The sequence below is a fragment of the Actinomyces sp. AC-20-1 genome, assembly GCF_023369555.1.
Classification (GTDB): domain Bacteria; phylum Actinomycetota; class Actinomycetes; order Actinomycetales; family Actinomycetaceae; genus Actinomyces.
In genome coordinates, this window is sequence record NZ_JACJVC010000005.1 from 64,871 (window position 1) to 83,368 (window position 18,498).

Genomic DNA, 18,498 nt, shown 5'->3' on the forward strand with positions numbered 1-18,498 from the left:
CCAGTAGCGCCGTGGGGAAGGGGCGCGTCCTCGTTGACGCGCACCCTCAACCTACATGCCGGTCGGTAAGGCGGGGAGGGTCTCAGGTCCTCACAGCTGCTGCAGGAGCTCCTCGACCGCGGTGCGGGTGCGCAGGACGTCGTGCCCGGTGACGTCGAGGAAGGCGCGGAGCGTGGCGGCCTCGAGGTCGAAGTCCTCCATGACGACCCACTGCTGCTGCAGCCCCTCCCAGGTGGCGAGGAACTGGCGGGCCTGGTCCTCGGGGTCGCGGTCCGTGCGGGCCAGGCCGGCCTCCTGGAGCAGCCGCATGATGAGGGCCATGCCCTCACGGGCGATGGCGTAGTGCTCGCGGAAGTAGGCGTGGGCGGCCGAGCCCGGCTGCTGGGACCGGCCGACGAGGTAGACGTACAGGCGCAGGTAGCCGCGGTCCGAGGCCGTGCCCCGCAGGAGGTTGTGGACGATGGTCTCGACCTGCTCGGTGGTGGCGAGGTCGCCGTCGGTGGGCCACGCAGCGCTGCCGGGCAGGGCGGTGCGCTCCTGGATCGAGTCGTTGAAGTGGGTGAGGGCGGCGACGAGCAGGTGGTCGCGGGTGGGGAAGTGGTAGGTGAGGGTGCGCTCGCTGAGGTCGGCGCGCTCGGCGACGGCGGCCGTCGTGAGCCCGTCATGTCCGACCTCCTCGACGACCTCGAAGGCGGCCTTGCCGATAGCGGCCCTCTTCGCGGCGGTCTTCGCGTAGGGGCCGCGGGTGCCGTTCCTGCCGGCGTGGGGTGCTGTAGCCATGGGGCGCCTCCAAAACGTAGTTTAAAGACAGTTTTCATCCGAAAGACTCTTGTTGTCAACTCTTGACGATCGTTTCAATACGTAGTTGACTACGCTTTCAACACCGATCCTTCGTCAACGCCGACAGAAGCACGAGGAAACACCCATGACCGCCACCCCGATCCCCGGTGCCGCGGACGACGCCCTGACCGCCGCAGCGGCCACCACCGCCCCACTCACCCGAGCCGAGAAGAAGGCCCTCAAGGCCGCCGACCCCGAGCACGTCCCCTTCGGCACCAACCTCGCCTGGAACGTGCGCGGGCTGTCCATGGCCGCCAACGTCCTCCTCCTGGGCTACTTCAGCATCTACGCCACCGACGCCCTCGGCATGAGCCCCGCCCTGCTCGGCTCGCTCATGCTCGCCTCCAAGGTCTTCGACGGCTTCACCGACCTCATCGCCGGCTGGCTCATCGACCGCACCCACACCCGCTTCGGACGCGCCCGCCCCTACGAGCTCATGCTCATCGGCCTGTGGGTCACCACCTGGGCCCTGTTCTCCACACCGGAGATGTCCATGACCGGCAAGGCCGCCTGGGTCTTCGTCTGCTACTCGCTCATCAACTCGGTCTTCGCGACCTTCGCCAACATCAACCAGACGCTCTACACCGCCCTCGCCTTCCCCAGCCGTGTCGCCATGGGCAAGGTCGCCGCCTTCGGAGGCGTCCTCATCTCCTTCGGCGCCATCGTCATCGCCATCGTCGTGCCGATCGCGCTGGCCTGGGCCGGCAAGGACGGCGGCCGCTGGTCGCTCTTCGCCCTCGCCTTCGGCGCCGTCTTCCTCCTCATGGGCCTGAGCCGCTTCATCTTCGTCAAGGAGACCGTCACCCAGGCCGCCGACACGACCGAGAAGGTCACCGTCCGCGAGATCATCGCCATGCTCAAGGACAACCGCTACATCTGGATGATCCTCATCATCGGCGTCGTCGCGGCCATCGCGGGTAACACCGGGGCCAGCGCCTACTACTTCACCTACATCGTCGGCAACCTCGGCATGCAGTCCGTCACCGCGGGCGTCGCCATCGTCATCGTCCCGACGATCATGCTCGTGCCCTGGCTCATGAAGAGGTTCCGCCTCACCCGCATCATCGTCGTCGGCCAGCTCCTCGTCGTCGCCGCCGGCATCGTCAACTACATCGCCAACGGCAACCTCGTCCTGCTCGTCATCGCCACCCTCATCAGCGGTCTCGGCACCCTGCCCGGCACCTACATGCAGGGCATCCTCGTCATCGACTGCTCCACCTACAACGAGTGGAAGGGCCACCGCCGCCTCGAGTCGATCATGGGCGCTTTCACCTCCTTCGCCGCGAAGATCGGCGCGGGCATCAGCCTCTGGCTCGCCGGCCAGATCCTCGCCGGCGCCGGCTACGACGGCACCCTCGAGACGCAGTCCGCCTCCGCGAGCTCCGCCATCACCATCCTCTTCGCCGTCTTCCCCGCTGTCGGGGCCCTCATCGCCGCGGGCCTGTACTGGTTCCTCGACCTCGACGCCCGCCTGCCGCAGATCAACGCGGACCTCGCCGAGCGCCGCGGCCAGACGGACGAGGAGGCTGAGGAGACCGAGACCGCCCCTACTGTCGCCGAACCGGTGACCGAGGCCGGAGGCGACCCCTACCCCGGGACGGAGGCCTGATCCCGTGACCACCACCGCCCAGCCCGGGCTGCGCCGCCTCTCCGTCGCCCCCGACGGAGCCCCCGACGCCGAGGTCCTGCCCACCGGGGCCGTCCTCGTCACCCCCCACAACCGGGACGCCGAGTACGACACGGTCGTCATCGAGTCCGAGGAGGACCTGCCGGCCCGCTTCGACGCTGCCGGCCTCATCACCCAGCCACTGCACCTCGTGCGGGCCCGCATCGAGGGCACGCCGTCGCGCTTCAACGTCTACCTGCCGCCCGCCCGGGCCTGGCAGGGGCGCTTCTTCCAGTACACCTACCCGATGGACGACGAGAACGTCTCCGAGCGCAAGCTCGCCTTCGGCATCGACGCCGGCGGCTACACCGTCCAGGCCTCCGGCCTCGGCGGCTACCGCCACGCCGCCACCGCCGCACGCGCCGGACGCCGCATCGCCGCCGAGCTCTACGGCCTCGACGTCGAGGAGGCGACGACCGGTGCCGCCATGATCCCCGGCTACCTCTACGGGCCCTCCGGCGGCTCCTACCAGACGATGGGCGGCGTGGAGTCCACCCGGGGGGTCTGGCAGGGCTTCGTCCCCACCGTCATGGGCACTCCCGTGTCCCTGCCGAGCAACTTCCTCATCCGGGGCCTGGCCCGCCTCGTCCTGGACGAGGTCGCCGCCACCATCCGCGGCAACGTCCTCGACGGCCGCGACCCCGCCGACGGGCTCAACCCCCTCCAGGCCGAGGTCCTGGCCGAGGTCACCGCCCTCGGCCTGCCCCTGCCCGCCTGGGCCCGGCCCGACTACGTCCTCGGGCACACGGACCGTGACGGCAGGCCCACCAGCCAGTCGCTCACCGACTTCCAGGGGGCCGTGGCCTCCATGGACCCCGGCTACGCCGAGGACTTCTGGACCCGCCCCGGCTACGAGGGCTGCGAGGAGTCGCCGATGGGCGCGCTCCTGCGCTCGCGGCTCGTCGACCACGACGCCACCGTGGTGCGCGTGCTCCGGGACGGCGGAGAGGACGGCGGTGAGCCGGGCCGCCCGCTGGGACTCGTCGTCGGCGGGCTTCCCGCCCAGGCTACCCTGGCCGACAACCTCGACCTGCGCATGCCCGACGGGGAGGTCCTGCCCGTCCACACCCCGCGACCGGCTGAGACCGCCGTGACCGAGGCCGCTGAGGCCGCCGGCGGGCTCGCCGATGGCGAGGTCGTCCTCGTGCCCGCCGCTCCGGCCCCCGGGACGGCGCCGGCGGCGTCCTCCGGGCTCGCCGCGCTCACCACCGGGACCACCGTCCACCTCGACAACCGCCTCGACCTCGCCGTGCGCCTGCACCACCGCCACGTCGTGCCGCCGGCCGAGGAGGGCTACGACGCCTACGACTGCCTGCGCGGTGACGACGGCGAGCCCCTGCGCCCCCAGCGCGCCCTGCGGGTGCCCTGGATGATGGCCATCGGCGTCACCGGCGGCACCGTCTACTCCGGGCACCCCGACGGCAGGGTCATGCTCGTCTCCTCCCACGAGGACGCCGACGCCTACACCTGGCACGCCGACTGGTACCGCCGCCGCGTCGAGGCGGCCCTCGGGGCCGAGGCCGCCGGCAGGAGCCTGCGCGTCTACGTCACCGAGCACGCCGACCACCACGACATGCCCGTCGCCCCCGGCAAGGACGACTGGCTCGTCTGGTACGACGTCGCCGTCGAGCAGGCCCTGAGGGACCTCGCCGCCTGGGTCGAGGAGGGCGTCGAGCCGCCCGCCTCCACCGGCTACCGCGTCGAGGGCGGCCAGGTCATCCTCTCCGACGGCGGCGACCGCCACGGTCAGCAGCCGCTCGTCAGCCTCGCTCCGGCCGGGAGCGATCCGGTGGCAGGGGCGGCGGCCGGGAGGGCGGACGGTCTGCGGCCCGGCCAGGTGGCCCGCGTCGAGGTGCCCGCAGACGCCGACGCCGAGCTGGTCGCCGTCGCCACGGCTGCCACTGTGCCCGCCGGGGTGGGCCGGGTGGTCGAGGCCGCCTGGCGGCTCGCGGGGGAGCAGGGGTGGCACCCGCTCGCCGTCGAGCCGGGGGAGCGCGTCCGGATCCCGCTCACCGTCCCCGGCAGCCTCCTGAAGACCGGCACCGAGCCCATGGTGGTCGTGAGGGTGGCCTCCTCCCGAGGCGGCGCCGACGACCTCACGCGCCTGGAGAACCTCGCCCACCTGCGCCTGGCCGCCGTCTGAGGCCGCGTCCCCTCACCCGCACCCACCACACCCACCACAACGTCGACGTCGACGTCGCACAAGGAGAGCACCATGAGTCCCAAGGAGAGCGCCATGACTGGCGACCTCACGACCGCCGTCGGAGCCCCGGAGCCGGAGGGGCGGCGCATGGTGAGCGCCGCGACCTCCATCGGCGCCCTCATGGACAGCCAGGAGGCCAGGGCGGTCCTCACCCGGCACCTGCCCTGGGTCGGGGACTTCGGCCTTGCCCAGGAGCACCCCGAGTTCCCGGTCGGCGTGCTGCTCGGCCTGGCGCTCGGGGAGGACAGCCCCCTGCGCGCGGCCGTCCTCGCCGACCTCGCCGCCGTCGAGGACCCCACCGTCTACCCGCAGCGCCGCCCGGCCCGCCCCCTCGCCCGCCTGAGCGCCGAGCAGCAGGCGGGCGCCCGGATCATGGTCACGGCCGAGGCCCGCCTGTACGAGCCCGTCGACGTCGCGCTCGTCGTGCCCGGGGCGGGCCGGCTGCTGGCCGACGTCGAGGCCGCCGGGGAGGTCTCCGTCGTCGCCACCGGACCGGACGGCGTCACCGTGCGCTCGCGGGTCTTCCACGACCGCGACGACACCCTCATCGGCCGCTTCCTGCCGGAGGCGGCCGGCCAGTGGTCCGTCCGGGTGGAGGGGATCGAGGCGGCCGACCCGCTCGAGGCGGTCATCGCCGTCGGACCGGCCCGAGAGGGGGCGGGGCTGTGCGCCCAGCACGGGCCCGTGCGCGTCGTCGACGGGCACTTCGAGCACGCCGACGGCGCCGCCTACACGCCCTTCGGAACCACCGCCTACGCCTGGATCTACTCCAGCGAGGACCTGCGCGAGCGCACGCTGGCCGCGCTGGCCCGGTCCGGCTTCAACAAGATCCGCATGTGCGTCTTCCCCAAGCACTACGACTTCAACCGCTCCGTGCCGCAGCGCGTGCCCTTCGCCAGCGCCGGTGCGGGCGAGAGGAAGTGGGACTGGGACACCTTCGACCCCGGCTTCTTCGACCTGCTCGAGCAGGCCGTGCGCGAGCTCGGGCGCCGCGGGGTGGTGGCCGACCTCATCCTCCTCCACCCCTACGACCGCTGGGGATTCAGCGAGATGAGCCCGGACATGGATGAGTCCTACCTGCGTCACGTCGTGCGGCGCCTGTCCGCCTTCCCCAACGTCTTCTGGTCCATGGCCAACGAGTACGAGCTCCTGCCCGCCAAGCGGCCCGAGGACTGGGAGCGCCTGGGGAGGGTCGTCGTCGAGGAGGACCCGGTCGGCCACCCCGTGAGCGTGCACAACATCGCGGGGCCCTTCGACGCCTCCGCCGAGTGGGTGAGCCACGTGTCCTTCCAGGGCGGCGGCTTCGAGATGGCGTCCAAGGTCCGCGAGCTCGCGGCCCGGTTCGGCAAGCCGGTGGTGGTTGACGAGTACGGCTATGAGGGCGACCTCGAGCACGACTGGGGCAACCTCACCGCCCAGGAGGGGCTGCGCCGCTTCTGGGAGGGCGTGCTCGCCGGTGCCGGCATGACCCACGGCGAGACCTACTTCCACGAGGAGTGGATCTGGTGGGCCAACGGCGGCGACCTCGAGGGCGCCTCCTGGGAGCGGATCGCCTTCCTTCGTACCCTGGTCGAGGCGGCGCCGTCGGGACGGCTGGTCGGCCGCGGGGGATGGGGGCCGACGACGGGGGTGGACGCCGGCGACCCGGGCGCCTACCAGCTCGCCTACCTCGGGGCCCGCCAGCCCCGCACGATGACGGTGACGGTGCCCGAGGGCCGCAGCGCCGCGGTTGACATCATCGACACCTGGGCCATGACGGTGGACGAGGTGGCGACCGGGGCCGGCGGGCGCGTGGAGGTGGCGCTGCCGGGCCGGGCCTGGATGGCCGTGCGCGTGCGCTGCGAGTGAGGCGCACCCGCCGTCGGCCCCACTCCCCTGTTCTTCATCGCGAGCTCGAGGGTTGTGCTGCGAGCTCGACACCTGCGGGTACGAACTCGTGACACAACCCTCGAGCTCGCGTGGGGGAGGGCGGCTCAGTCGGCTCAGCCGCGCTGGGTGGCCGGGACCTCGGCGGCCTGCGGGGCCACCTCGTCGATGGTGGTGGTCAGCGCGGCCGCCACCTCCTCCATCCCCGGGATGAAGCCGTACATCGTCGCCGCCCCGGGCACGATCCTCGCCGTCGTGCTCAGCTCCTTGGCCAGGAAGTGCGTGAGCGTCGACGACGGGTCCGCCATGTAGGCGCCGTGCGTGCCGGCCACCGCCTCCACCACCCGGGCCCAGGCCGACTCGTCGTCGATGAGGTCGCGCACCGTGAGGACCGGGGCGCCGGCGCGGCCCAGGACCTCCGCCGGGACCGTCACCGTGCGCTCGTGGCGGCCGTGGCCCACCGTCTCGGGCTCGGCCCCCGGCAGGGCCAGCTCGGCGCTGGCGCCCACCGGCACCTCGGCGCTCACTCTCAGCCTCTCGCCGTCGAGCTCCCAGGCGAGGCGGGCGGTGCCCACCGGCAGCCGTCTCACCACCGAGGCGCGGGTGAGGCCGTGCCCGACGACGGGTGCGATGCGCAGCGCCGTCCCGCCCGGCGCGCTCACGTCCAGGCCCGCCAGGTCCGTGATGAGCCACTGGGTGACGGCGCCGAGCGCGTAGTGGTTGAAGGAGGTCATCTCACCGGGGTTGATGTCCCCGTTGGGCAGCATGGAGTCCCAGCGCTCCCAGATCGTCGTCGCCCCCATCGTCACCGGGTACAGCCAGCTCGGGCACTGCCTCTCGAGCACGAGGCGCACGGCCGTCGCCGCCTGGCCGCCCTTGACGAGGGCGGCCGGCACCAGGGGCGTGCCGACGAATCCCGTCGAGATGCGGAAGGAGCGCAGGCGCACGAGGTCCGCCAGGCGCAGACCCGCCCCGGCCACGCGCCGCGGCGTGTCGAGCAGGTCCCAGGCCAGGGCCTGGGCGTACACGGTCGCGCAGTCGGAGAGCATGAGCCCGTCCGCCGTGACGTAGGCGTCCAGGTAGGCCCGGCGCACCTCGGCGGCCAGCGCCTCGTAGTGGGCCGAGCGCTCCTCGTCACCCAGGACCGCGTAGGCCCGGGCGGTGATCGCCGCGCTGCGTGCGAAGTAGGCGGTGGCGACGACGTCCGGGTCCGCCTTGGCGTCGGCCGGGTTGTCGGGCGCGGCGTCCGGGTCGAGCCAGTCGCCGAACTGGAAGCCGCCGCGCCACAGGCGCGAGCTGCCGGCCACCTCGGCCACCCCGTCGACGAAGCGGGCCATGGCCTCGACCGTCGCCTCGAGCAGCGCCGGGTCGCCGGTGGCCTCGTAGGCGGCCCACGGCACCAGCGTGATGGCGTCGCCCCAGGCGCAGGTGAGCTTGGTGCCGTCCAGGATGTCCGGGGAGACGACGGGCATGGCGCCGTCGGGCGTCTGCGCCCAGGCGAGGTCCTTCGTCCAGGAGGCGAGGAAGCCGGCGGCGTCGTACAGGGACAGGGCCGTGGGCGCGAAGGCGCCGATGTCGCCGGTCCACCCCAGGCGCTCGTCGCGCTGCGGGCAGTCCGTGGGCACCGTGATGAAGTTGTCGATCGTGGACCAGCGCGTGTTCTCCACGAGCCTGTTGACGAGCTCGTGGGAGGAGTCGAACCAGGCCGAGCGCTCCATGCCGGAGGAGACGACCCGGGCGGTGACGGCCGCTTCCAGGGCCTCGTCGTCGCCGTCGAAGCCGTCCACCTCGACGTAGCGGAAGCCGTGCTGGGTGAGGGTGAGGGCGACGACGTCGTGACCGCCCGAGAGCGTCACCCGGTCCGTGCAGGCGGCCCCGCGCAGCGGGCGCATGCCCATCTCGCCGTGCTCGAGGACCTCGGCGTGGCGCAGCGTGAGGACGCTGCCGGCCTCACCGGTGACCGTCAGGCGCACGTGGCCGGTGAGGTTCTGGCCCAGGTCGAGGACCTTGCGGCCCGAGGGGGTGGTGATGACCTCGACCGGGGCGACCTCGCCGATGACGGTCGGCATCTCGAGGGTGGTGGGCTCGAGCGCTTGCTCGGGCAGGGGCAGGACCTCCACGGGTGCCTCGTCGGTGCGGGAGCCGAGCGTGGGCAGGCGCAGGTCCACGTCCTGGCCGTCGTAGAGGTCGTTGGCGGTGACGTTCGAGGGGCGCCAGGCCCACTGGTCGTCGGTGCCGACGGTGGTGGTGCCGTCGGGTCCGGTGAGCTCGAGCTGGGCGAGGAGCCAGAGGCGGTCGCCGTAGACGGCCTCGCGCTTGGCCCAGGTGAGGTGGCCGCGGTACCAGCCGTTGCCGAGGACGACGGCGACCTCGTGCTCGCCCGGGGACAGGGGGGCGGTGACGTCGTGGGTCTGGACGAGGAAGCGGTCGCGGTACTCGGTCCAGCCGGGGGCGAGCTCGTCGGTGCCGACCTTGACGCCGTCGATGAAGACCTCGTAGGTGCCGCCGGCCGTCAGGTGCAGGCGGGCGGTGGTGGTGCCCTCGGGGACCGTGAGGCGGCGCACGAGGACGGGGGCGGCGTCGGTGCGGGTGTTGCCGGGGGCGGTGACGGGGCGCGCGCTCCAGTCGGAGCGCTCGAGCAGGCCGGTCTCGACGACGGCGGGCTCGGACCAGCCGGAGGTGGTTGTGGTGGAGCTGGTGGAGGTCCCGGTGACGCGCACCCGCCAGACGGCGCGCTCGCGGGAGCTGAGGGGGGCCAGCGGCCAGGGGCGGAAGAGGGCGGAGGGTCCGTCGAGGGTGACGGTCTCGGTGGTGGTGGGGCCGCCGACGGGTCCGCGGGTCACCTCGACCTCGGCGCAGGTCTGCGCCCAGCCGGCGGGCGCCGTGGGCACCTCCCAGGACAGGGCGGGGGTGGCGCCGGTGCCGCCGAGGACGGTGGAGCCGGCACGGTGGTGGTCGGCGCGCAGGCGCACGGGGGCGGCCAGGGGGCCGACGGCGTCGTGCGGCTGGGGTGCGGGCTCGGTGAGCAGGGTGGTGGGCTGGCTGGTCATGGGGTCTCCGGGTCGTCGTTGAACCGATTCAGTGGCGGTGTGCGGGTGACGCTACGGCCATGGGCGGGCTCACGTCAACGGTGCGCCTGAGAATGCCCTGAGGCTCCGTCGGTGGGCGGTGCCCTCATGCGCCTCCCGTCGGCCCTGAGCCCTCGCGCTGGGGCCTGATGCTTCTCGTCAGGTCTCAGCGCGAGGGCTCAGGGGCCGGGACTGGGCCCCGGCGTCGCGCCCGGGCTCAGGCCCGCAGCTGCTCGACGAAGGACCCGACGACGGCCGCCATGTCCACCGATCGGTCGAGCAGCCACTCGACCTGGACCCCCTCGATGAGGGAGGCCAGGCACAGGGCTGCCATCTCGATGTTGACGTCGGCGCGCACGCGCCCGGCCTCCTGCTCGGCGCGCAGGTCCGCGGTCAGCTGGGCGCGGAAGCGGTGGGCGAGTCCGACGACGTACTCGTGGGCCGGGTGCTCGGGGTTGACGGCCTCGGCGTGCATGAGGGTGTCGAGCTGGATGAGGCCGGGGGTCGTGGCGTTGCGCGCCATGGTGAGGGGGATGGCGTCGAGCACGCCGTGCTCCTCGAACAGCGCGGTGCGCCAGCCCTTGTCCCTCTCCTCGCGGCGGGCGAGGACGGCCTCGAGGATCGCCTCCTTGCGCCCGAAGTGGTGGCGCAGGAGCGTGTGGCTGACACCGATGGCGTCGGCGATCTGGCGCAGTGAGAGGTTCTGGAAGCCCTGCTCGGCGAAGACGGTGGAGGCGGCCTCGACGATCTCGGCGCGACGGCGCTCCCCGTTGGCGTAGCGGGTGCGGCCGTCCGGCGGGGGGACGGGGGTGGTGGTCATGGCCCCTCCTTCGGGGGCAGCCTAGCGCTGGCAAAGTGCCCCACTATGGGTGAGATGTAGATCTCATACAATGTGGTGCAACTTCAGTTTATGGTGGCACCACCACGCACGGACCTCACCGTGCCCCGCCCACGCCGACGCCGCCGTCGGCCCCTCATCTCAAGGACGAACGATGAGCAACCCCACTGAGACCACCACCGGGACCGAGCCCGATCAGGCCGCCCTCGACGCCGCCGAGCTCGAGGCCGTCACCCGCAAGTTCGGCAACCCCCGCACAACTATCTGGCTCGTCCTCATCGCCGCCATCGGCGGCTACATCATGATGATGGGCATGGGCACGGCCCTCCAGCTGCGCCTGAGCGTCATCGACGAGGAGCTCGCCACCCTCGTCTACTCCCGTGCCACCTCCCTGTCCGCCCTCCTCATGCTCGCCGTCGTCCCCATCGTCGGCGCCCTGAGCGACCGCACCCTCTCGCGCTTCGGCCGCCGCCGCCCCTGGATCATCGGCGGCTACCTCGTCGCCCTCACGAGCTTCTTCATCATCGGCACCTCGACGAGCTCCGTCGTCATCATCGCCGCCTACATCATCGGCATCACCTCCGCCCAGGCCGGCTTCAACGCCTACTCCGTCATCCCCGTCGAGGGCGTGCCCGGCAACATGCGTGGGCGCATCATGGGCTTCATGGGCCTGTGCGGCGCGCTGGCCATGAGCGCCGGCGCCTACATCGCCGGAGCCCTCGTCGACATCTCCACCGTCCTGCTCATGACCGTGCCCCCGGTCCTCGCCATCATCTGCGCCCTGCCGCTGCTCGTCCTCTACAAGGACCCCCGCCACGGCCGCGAGGAGATCCCCCAGGGCGGCACCCTCGACATGTTCGCCCACATGTTCGTCAACCCGGTCAAGCACCCCAACTTCGGCATCGTCTGGCTCTCCCGCTTCCTCGCCGGCGCCGGCATGGCCGCCTTTCTCGGCTTCTTCGTCCTCTACCTCATCATCGGCCTGCACATGAGCCCCGCCGAGGCTGGCGCCATGGCCGGGCGTCTGTCCCTCATGAGCGCCCCCGTCTCCATCATCGTCTTCATCGGCTCCGGCTGGGTCTCCGACAAGCTCGGCATGCTCCGTCCCCTCGTCGCCCTCGCCGCCATCATCATGGCCGCCGGCCTCATCATCGCCGCCACCTCCACCACCATCACCGGCTTCACCATCGCCTGGCTGGTCTTCGCCGTCGGCCAGCCCATGTACCTCACCGTCGACCTCGCCCTGTGCGCCAAGGTCCTGCCCAACGAGGCGGACGCCGGCAAGGACATGGCCGTCTTCGGACTCGCCCTCAACCTCGGCAACGTCCTCGTGCCCGCCATCGCCCCGACCCTGCTCGGCCCGGCCTCCAACAACTACCCGCTCTTGTGGGGCACCGCCGCCGCCCTCGTCTTCGTCGGCGCCCTCCTCATGCCGCTCGTGCGCGGCGTCAAGTAAGGAACCACCCCATGACCACAGCACAGGTCCTGTCCAACACCGAGGTCACCGACCCCCTGGGCACCGCCGACGTCCCCGTCACCTTCCCCGAGGGCTTCCTCTGGGGCACGGCCACCGCCTCCCACCAGGTCGAGGGCGGCAACGTGGGCAACGACGTCTGGCTCTACGAGCACGTGACGCCCACCATGTACAAGGAGTCCTCCGCGGACGCCTGCGACCACTACAACCGCTACCGCGAGGACATCGCCCTGCTCTCCTCGCTGGGTCTTAACGCCTACCGCTTCTCCCTGGAGTGGAGCCGCATCGAGCCCGCCGAGGGCGAGTTCTCCGACGTCGCCATCGAGCACTACCGCGACATGCTGCGCGCCTGCCACGAGCACGGCCTGACCCCGGTGGTCACCTACCACCACTTCACCTCGCCCCAGTGGCTCATCGCCAAGGGCGGCTGGGAGTCCGACGAGACCCCCGCCCTCTTCGCCCGCTTCGCCACCAAGGTCACCCAGGAGCTCGGCGACCTCTTCGAGACCGCCTGCACGATGAACGAGCCCAACCTCGCCATCCTCCTGGGCGAGCTCGGTCTGGCCGAGAAGGACCCCGCCGACCGCGTCAAGAACCCCACGTGGGTTGGCGCCGGCCGCGCGCTCGGCATCCCCGCCGAGCAGGTCGCCGGCTTCCAGCTCACCGCCACCGAGAAGTCCTTCGAGGTCAAGTGCGCGGCCCACAAGGCCGCCGTCGCCGCCATCAAGGCCGTCAAGCCCTCGATGAGGGTCGGCTGGACCCTGGCCAACTCCGACTTCCACGCCGCCCCCGGCGGCGAGGAGCGCGTGGCGAGGATGATCGAGGAGAACAACCTGCGCTACCTGCGGGTGAGCGAGGGCGACGACTTCGTCGGCATCCAGACCTACAACCGCACCCTCCTCGGCGCCGACGGGCCCGCCCCCGCCCCCGAGGGCTCCGTCCTCAACCCCCAGGGCGAGGAGATCTGGCCCTGGGCCATCGGCGCGGTCATCCGCCAGGCCTGGGACACCGTCAAGGTGCCGATCATCGTCACCGAGAACGGCCTCAACACCGAGGACGACACCCAGCGCGTCGACTTCCTGCGCAAGGCCATCGCGGAGGTCGGCCGCTGCATCGCCGACGGCATCCCCGTCTCCGGCTACATGTGCTGGTCCGCCATGGACAACTTCGAGTGGATCTTCGGCTACGGCCCCAAGTTCGGGATCATCGCCGTGGACCGCGCCACCCAGGAGCGCACCCCCAAGGAGTCCGCGTACCTGCTCGGCGAGATCGCCCGCACCAACGGGGCAGTGCTCGCCTGAGCCGACAGCGGTGGTGGTCGGGACCGGGGGCGACCTCCCCCAGCCCACGGCACGGGCAACGGCCGGTCGCCTCCCTCGAGGAGGTGGCCGGCCGCCGTCGTGCTGCGGGGCCGGCCCTCGTGGGCTGGGCGGGGTAGGACGCCGCTCGGCTACCATCCGCAGCCCTCGTTCCTCGGGCTGCTCCCGCCAGGTCCGCCACGCCTCGGGAGCCCCCGCCCCGCCCGGCCTGGGCGGCCCGCGACCGGCACCGAGGCTGTTGGCTCTCCGCCCGCCACTGCGGGTTGCACGCTCGTGCGAGGGGGAAGCTCGTACGATCCGCATGATCCCGCGGTTTCCCGGCTCGGGGGTGTGGCACCCTCCGGCTCCCGTGTGCGTGCGTGTCACTCACGCACACGGGAGCCGGGGCGGCTGTTCTCGAGGTGAGAGCAGAAGCCCGGGATGCCGGCGAAAAACCCGGGTCGTTGAGATCACGTGAGCGCTATGAGCGTGCCACCTCCCGAACCGGCCGCCCCGCCCGTCCGCTGCAGCCCGGTTCACCGGTGCCAGGCCCAGCCGGTCAGACGGTCAGCAGCGTCCGGCCGGAGGGGAGCCCGTGCACCGAACCGTCGGCCAGGACGACCTCGCCCGTGATACCCGCCGGCAGCGTGACGTCGTAGGAGACGGCACCGTCCGCCTCGCGCTCCCAGCGCACACGCACCTCGCCGTACGGGGTCCGGCGCGTCGCCTCGGCCCAGCTGAGCGGGCCCTGCGTCAGTGGCGCGACGCGCACGTGGGAGAAGCCCGGCGCGGCCGGGGCCAGGCCCGCCACCCGACGGAACAGGACGTCATCGACCGCCCCCAGCGAGTAGTGGTTGAAGGACATCGTCCCCACCGTGCCGTCCGGCAGCACCGCCGCCCAGGACTCCCAGATGGTCGTCGCCCCCTCCTCGACCTCGTAGAGCCACGACGGCAGCGTGTCCTGCATGAGCACCGCCCAGGCGCTCTCCTCGTGGCCGGTGTCCAGCAGCACGTCCAGCAGGAAGGGCGTGGACAGGAACCCCGTGTCCAGGTGGTCGCCCGCCTCGCGCACGAGCGACGCCAGCCGGTCGGCCACCCGCCCGCGCAGCACCGGGTCCGCCACGAGCTCGAAGGCGAGGACGAGCACCTGCTCGCCCTGCAGCCCCGAGCCGGCCCTCCCGTCCGCCGCCACGTACTCGGCGGCAACGGCCTCGCGCACTGCCTCCCAGCGCTCGCGCAGCGCGGCCGCCTCCGCCTCGTGCCCCAGCGCCCGCTCGACGCGCGCCAGCGTCCGCAGCGCCTCGGCGTGGTAGGCGCTCGCCACCAGCTCGCCCGTGCGCCTGGGCGCCTCCATGACCGGCAGCGGCACCTCGACCACCAGTGTCGAGGGGGTGAGCCAGTCGCCGAAGTGCGTGCCCGCGTTCCACAGCAGCCGCTGCCGGGCGCGCTCAGCCGGGTCCAGCGCCGCCCAGCCCGAGGGTGAGAGCGGCCCCTCGCCGTCGGCCCGCAGCCGCTCGGGCAGCTCGGAGGCCGCCTCGCGGGACTGCTTGGCCACCCAGGCGCGCATCGCCCCCAGGTTCTCGGCCAGGACGGTGGTGTCCCCGTAACGCTCGTACAGGGCCAGCGGGACGCGGATGACCGCGTCGCCCCACCCGGCGGAGACGGTGATGCCGCCCGGGCCCGGGATCCCCTCCATGAGATCCGTCAGGGGTGGCCACGGGCTCATGTTCATCACCGAGCCGTCCGGGCGCTGGTCCGCGCGCACGTTGCGCAACCACCGGGCCAGGAAGGTGAGCACGTCCGCGTTGTTCGTCGCCGCCGGGGCAAAGACCTGGGCGTCACCCGTCCAACCGGTGCGCTCGCGCTGAGGGCAGTCCGTAGGGATCCACAGGAAGTTCGCCCGCTGGGACCACACGACGTTCTCGTGCAGGCGCGTCAGGCGCGCGTCCGAGCAGGCGAAGGAGCCGGCCGCCTCGAGGTCCGAGGCGATGACGACGCCGGTCGCCGCCCCCGCGTCGAGCGCGCCCGGGTAGCCGGTGACGCGGACGTAGCGGAAGCCGTGGAAGGTGAAGGCCGGCTCGAAGACCTCCGGGTGCTCGGGCGTGCCGGTGCCGGCCAGGACCCACACGTCGCGCTGGTCCTTGTTCGGGCCGACGACGTTGGAGAAGAAGGTGCCGTCCTTCGCCAGGTGCTCGGAGTGCTCCAGGACGATCTCGGTGCCGGCGGGGCCGACGGCGGCCAGGCGCACGCGCCCGGCGATGACCTGGCCGAGGTCGAGGACCGTCTCCCCGGCCGGCGTCGTCAGCACCTCGGCCACCTCCAGCTCGAGGACCCGGCGGGCGGGTGCGCCCCGGAAGGGCTCGAGGCGGGTGGCGGGGGACAGGTGCGGCAGGGGGCCGGTGCCCGGGGTCTCCGGGCCGGCTGGGCCGGCTGGGCCGGCCGTGAGGTCCGGCCGCTCCACCGGGGCGAGCAGGCGCACCCCGCGCCAGGTCGCGCCGGCGGCGGCGCTCGCGGCCTCGTCGAAGCCGGGACGGTCCCAGCCCTCGACGGCGGCCGCCCGGCGGTCGTCGCGCCTCTCCCCGACGAGGATGTCGGAGTAGCGCAGCGGCCCGTCCTCGGTGGTGCGGGCGCTCGCGTCCGGGCCGAGGACGGCGGTGGTGCCGTCGGAGTAGGTGAGGCTCAGCTGCCACCAGGCGCGCAGGGTGTCGCCGTACTGGACCGCCTCGCCCAGCGCACCGGTGCGGCCGGCGTACCAGCCGTCGGCGAGGCGGATGCCCAGGACGTGCCGGGCCTGCTCTCCGGCAGGGGCGGTGGTGCCGCCGGGCCGGACCGGGCCGGTCAGGGCGGCGGTGACGTCGTGGACGTCGAGCTCGGCGTACTGGGAGTAGGTGGTCCAGCCGGGAGCCAGGACGCTGTCGCCCACCGGCGCGCCGTCGAGGCTGAGGTCGAGGACCCCCTGGGCGCTGGTGAAGAGCCGGGCGCGCAGGAGACGGGCGGTAGGGTCGGCCGGCACGGGCAGGGCGAGCTCCTGGCGGATGAGCTTGACGGGGTGCAGGCGCGCCCCGCCCGGATCCCAGGCGGGACCGCCGTCGCCCGCGCCCTCGCCGAAGACGGCGGCGAAGTCGATGGGCGGCTCCGGGGTCGCCGGCGTCTGCTCGGGCTCGACCCAGGCCGTGCGCACGTCCTCGGCCGGGCGGAGCAGGGAGGTGGAGAAGGCGGCCTCGACCCAGGGGCCCGGGGTGGCCCCGTGCGGCCGGGCCTCGTCCCGCCCGGCCCCGCCGTCGGACGCGCTGGGGGCCGCCGCCCAGGTGCGCACCCGCCAGACGTAGTCGGCGTCGGAGGCCAGGGGCTCGCCGTCGTAGGTCACCCACGGGGTGCTCTGCGGCCTGCGGCCGGTGGCCCAGACGGGCGGCTCCAGCGGCTGCCCGGCGGGGGACAGGCGGCGGACCTCGAGCTCGTAGTGGGTGGGGGCGCAGGTGTCGTCGGGCGCCGGCTGCCAGGCCAGCACGGGCCGCTCGACGGCGACCCCGGTGGGCGCGCTGAGGTGGTCGACGGTGAGGTGGGCGGGTGCTGCGGTCACGGGAGCCTCCGGCATGTGTCGCGAGTGCGTCGGCCCAGTCGTGAATCGATTCAGGACCTGTGGGGAGTCTACCGGTGTGACCTCCCGGAGGGGACGGTCGGCCCGCTCCCGGGTGCCGCCCGCCGTGAGGAGGTTGACGCGGAGCCGGGGCGCACCCGTGCGTGACGTACGGGAGCCCTGCGGTCCGGAATCGCGGGGCTCCCGGGACGGCGCGGCCGGCCGAGGCCAAGGGGGCTGGGTCGACGAGCCCGTGCTCGCGCACGGAGGCGCGCTTGCCGTGTCGACGCTCTGGACGCCAGTGCCCGATGAGGTGGGACAGCAAGAAGGGCGAGGACATCCTTGTCCTCGCCCTGAGAGCGTCCGGGGTGGTTCCCGGGGTGCCGGTCAGCCCGCCTGTCCTTGTCTGTCGCGAGAGCGAGCTCGGCGGGGGCGTCGAAGGTGGTTGGTTCGGGTGTGCGGGAGCTCAGTTCTGCTGCTCGGCCTCGAAGGCCTTCTCAGCCTCGAGCTCGCGCGCGGCGGCGGCGCGGATCATGAGGTCGACGTCGAAGATCATGCGGTGTCCCTCCTCTCGTGGTGCGGTGTCCTGTCTGCGCCGGCAGGTTGAGGTTGAGCCCTTGGTCCTACCGGCACGCCCAGAGTAATGACCGGACGGTAGGTAATCAATGGTGCGACGCTGAGGCGGGTGTCACTCAGCCCTAGTCAGAGATCCCCACCCGGAGAAGGATCCGCGGAAATCCGCCGTTCCCGCGACCTCCACGGAGACCGGGACAGGCCCTGACCAGGGCTGAGTGACAGGTGTGGGAGGGAGAGCCCGCTCAGAACAGGTCGGTCGGGACGTTGAAGGCCGCGATGACCGCCCGCAGCTCGTCGTCGGTCACGCCCTCGCCCAGGTTCCCGGACTGGATGTTGCGCACCTCGTACATGGCGCCCGTCTCCGCGTACTCCACCTTGTCCACCGCCGCCAGCGGGGACACGTCCGAGCGCACCATGATGCCGTGCTTCGACCACAGGACGATGACGTGGTCGCGCAGGGCACGCACGTTGTTCTCCATGAGCTCCTGGCCGCCGGGGACCATGAAGTCCAGGACCTCGATGCCCTGGGGCAGCTGGACGATCGTCTCCGGCTCCCAGCGCAGGATCCGCCGGTTGAGGTCCCGCGTGTTGCGGATCTCCTTGATGTGGCTCAGCTGGACGAGGTACGGCGGCTGCGCGTGGATGACCGCCTGGAAGCCCACGCCCCGCTGGGACACCTGGTCGTCGTGGACCGCCAGGTGCGAGTTGAACTCGCTCGTGGGGCGCGCGTAGGCCTTGGTCGGGTGCGTGTACCAGGTGCCCGTGAGGCCGCCCTCGTCCACCACGAAGGCGGACACGTTCGCCTCGGGGGACTCGGCCACGTCGCGCAGGCGGCAGCCCGAGCCCGTCACCAGCACGGTGCGGCCCGCCAGCGCCGGGGCCGGCAGCGGCAGGTCGGTGGACGGGTGGACCTGCGGGAGGCGGTCGGCCAGCCCCAGCTCCTCGGCGCCCTTGGCGACGCAGACGGAGATGTTGCCGGCGCCGGCCTCGACGGCGCCCATGTGGTCCAGACGGCGCCCGGCGGCGCCCATCTGGCTGAGGATCTCATTGAGGCTGAGGGCAGTGCTCATGGGTGATTGGCTCCTTGATCGG

At 72.6% G+C, this 18,498-nt stretch carries 10 protein-coding genes; 5 read left to right on the top strand and 5 right to left on the bottom strand.

Annotated features, from left to right (window positions below; genetic code table 11):
* Positions 1–90: 90 nt before the first annotated feature.
* Positions 91–780, bottom strand: a complete 690-nt coding sequence (locus H6X67_RS04560; RefSeq protein WP_249369204.1) for a TetR/AcrR family transcriptional regulator — start codon at positions 778–780, stop codon at positions 91–93.
* 145 nt (positions 781–925) lie between these two features.
* On the opposite strand from H6X67_RS04560, the gene H6X67_RS04565 reads away from it, so the two are divergent.
* The 3 genes from H6X67_RS04565 (at position 926) to H6X67_RS04575 (ending at position 6,557) form a co-directional block, all read left to right on the top strand.
* Positions 926–2,449: an MFS transporter gene (locus tag H6X67_RS04565; RefSeq protein ID WP_249369205.1), complete on the top strand. Its 1,524-nt coding sequence runs from the start codon at positions 926–928 to the stop codon at positions 2,447–2,449.
* A gap of 4 nt (positions 2,450–2,453) precedes the next feature.
* A complete protein-coding gene (locus tag H6X67_RS04570; RefSeq protein ID WP_249369207.1) occupies positions 2,454–4,649 on the top strand; it encodes a hypothetical protein in 2,196 nt (731 codons plus the stop codon).
* A gap of 72 nt (positions 4,650–4,721) precedes the next feature.
* Positions 4,722–6,557, top strand: coding sequence for a DUF5605 domain-containing protein (locus H6X67_RS04575; protein ID WP_249369209.1), 1,836 nt, complete (start codon positions 4,722–4,724; stop codon positions 6,555–6,557).
* 134 nt (positions 6,558–6,691) lie between these two features.
* Here H6X67_RS04575 and H6X67_RS04580 read toward each other — a convergent pair whose 3' ends face one another.
* Together H6X67_RS04580 and H6X67_RS04585 are read right to left on the bottom strand one after the other, a co-directional pair.
* Positions 6,692–9,625 (bottom strand): family 78 glycoside hydrolase catalytic domain, encoded by a 2,934-nt coding sequence (locus H6X67_RS04580; RefSeq protein WP_283251314.1) that lies wholly within the window; start codon positions 9,623–9,625, stop codon positions 6,692–6,694.
* A gap of 235 nt (positions 9,626–9,860) precedes the next feature.
* Positions 9,861–10,463: a TetR/AcrR family transcriptional regulator gene (locus H6X67_RS04585; RefSeq protein ID WP_249368493.1), complete on the bottom strand. Its 603-nt coding sequence runs from the start codon at positions 10,461–10,463 to the stop codon at positions 9,861–9,863.
* A gap of 172 nt (positions 10,464–10,635) precedes the next feature.
* Between H6X67_RS04585 and H6X67_RS04590 the strand changes: the two genes are divergently transcribed.
* Complete coding sequence (locus tag H6X67_RS04590) at positions 10,636–11,937, top strand: MFS transporter (RefSeq protein ID WP_249368492.1); 1,302 nt, start codon at positions 10,636–10,638, stop codon at positions 11,935–11,937.
* 11 nt (positions 11,938–11,948) lie between these two features.
* Entirely contained in the window at positions 11,949–13,256 is a 1,308-nt protein-coding gene (locus H6X67_RS04595; RefSeq protein ID WP_249368491.1) for a glycoside hydrolase family 1 protein, read from the top strand.
* Between the two features lie 556 nt (positions 13,257–13,812).
* On the opposite strand, the gene H6X67_RS04600 is transcribed toward H6X67_RS04595, so the two are convergent.
* Both H6X67_RS04600 and H6X67_RS04605 read right to left on the bottom strand, forming a co-directional pair.
* The gene (locus H6X67_RS04600) at positions 13,813–16,833 is read right to left on the bottom strand and encodes a family 78 glycoside hydrolase catalytic domain (RefSeq protein WP_349305311.1); all 3,021 of its coding nucleotides are present in this window, start codon (positions 16,831–16,833) and stop codon (positions 13,813–13,815) included.
* Between the two features lie 815 nt (positions 16,834–17,648).
* On the bottom strand, positions 17,649–18,476 hold the full coding sequence (locus tag H6X67_RS04605) for a class II aldolase/adducin family protein (RefSeq protein ID WP_249368490.1): 828 nt from the start codon (positions 18,474–18,476) through the stop codon (positions 17,649–17,651).
* Positions 18,477–18,498 lie beyond the last annotated feature (22 nt).

Excerpts from the sequence above, each read along its gene's own strand:
- H6X67_RS04575 (WP_249369209.1), top strand. The coding sequence starts at position 4,722 with ATGAGTCCCAAGGAGAGCGCCATGACTGGCGACCTCACGACCGCCGTC.
- H6X67_RS04590 (WP_249368492.1), top strand. The coding sequence starts at position 10,636 with ATGAGCAACCCCACTGAGACCACCACCGGGACCGAGCCCGATCAGGCC.
- H6X67_RS04605 (WP_249368490.1), bottom strand. The coding sequence starts at position 18,476 with ATGAGCACTGCCCTCAGCCTCAATGAGATCCTCAGCCAGATGGGCGCC.
- H6X67_RS04565 (WP_249369205.1), top strand. The coding sequence starts at position 926 with ATGACCGCCACCCCGATCCCCGGTGCCGCGGACGACGCCCTGACCGCC.
- H6X67_RS04595 (WP_249368491.1), top strand. The coding sequence starts at position 11,949 with ATGACCACAGCACAGGTCCTGTCCAACACCGAGGTCACCGACCCCCTG.
- H6X67_RS04580 (WP_283251314.1), bottom strand. The coding sequence starts at position 9,625 with ATGACCAGCCAGCCCACCACCCTGCTCACCGAGCCCGCACCCCAGCCG.
- H6X67_RS04585 (WP_249368493.1), bottom strand. The coding sequence starts at position 10,463 with ATGACCACCACCCCCGTCCCCCCGCCGGACGGCCGCACCCGCTACGCC.
- H6X67_RS04560 (WP_249369204.1), bottom strand. The coding sequence starts at position 780 with ATGGCTACAGCACCCCACGCCGGCAGGAACGGCACCCGCGGCCCCTAC.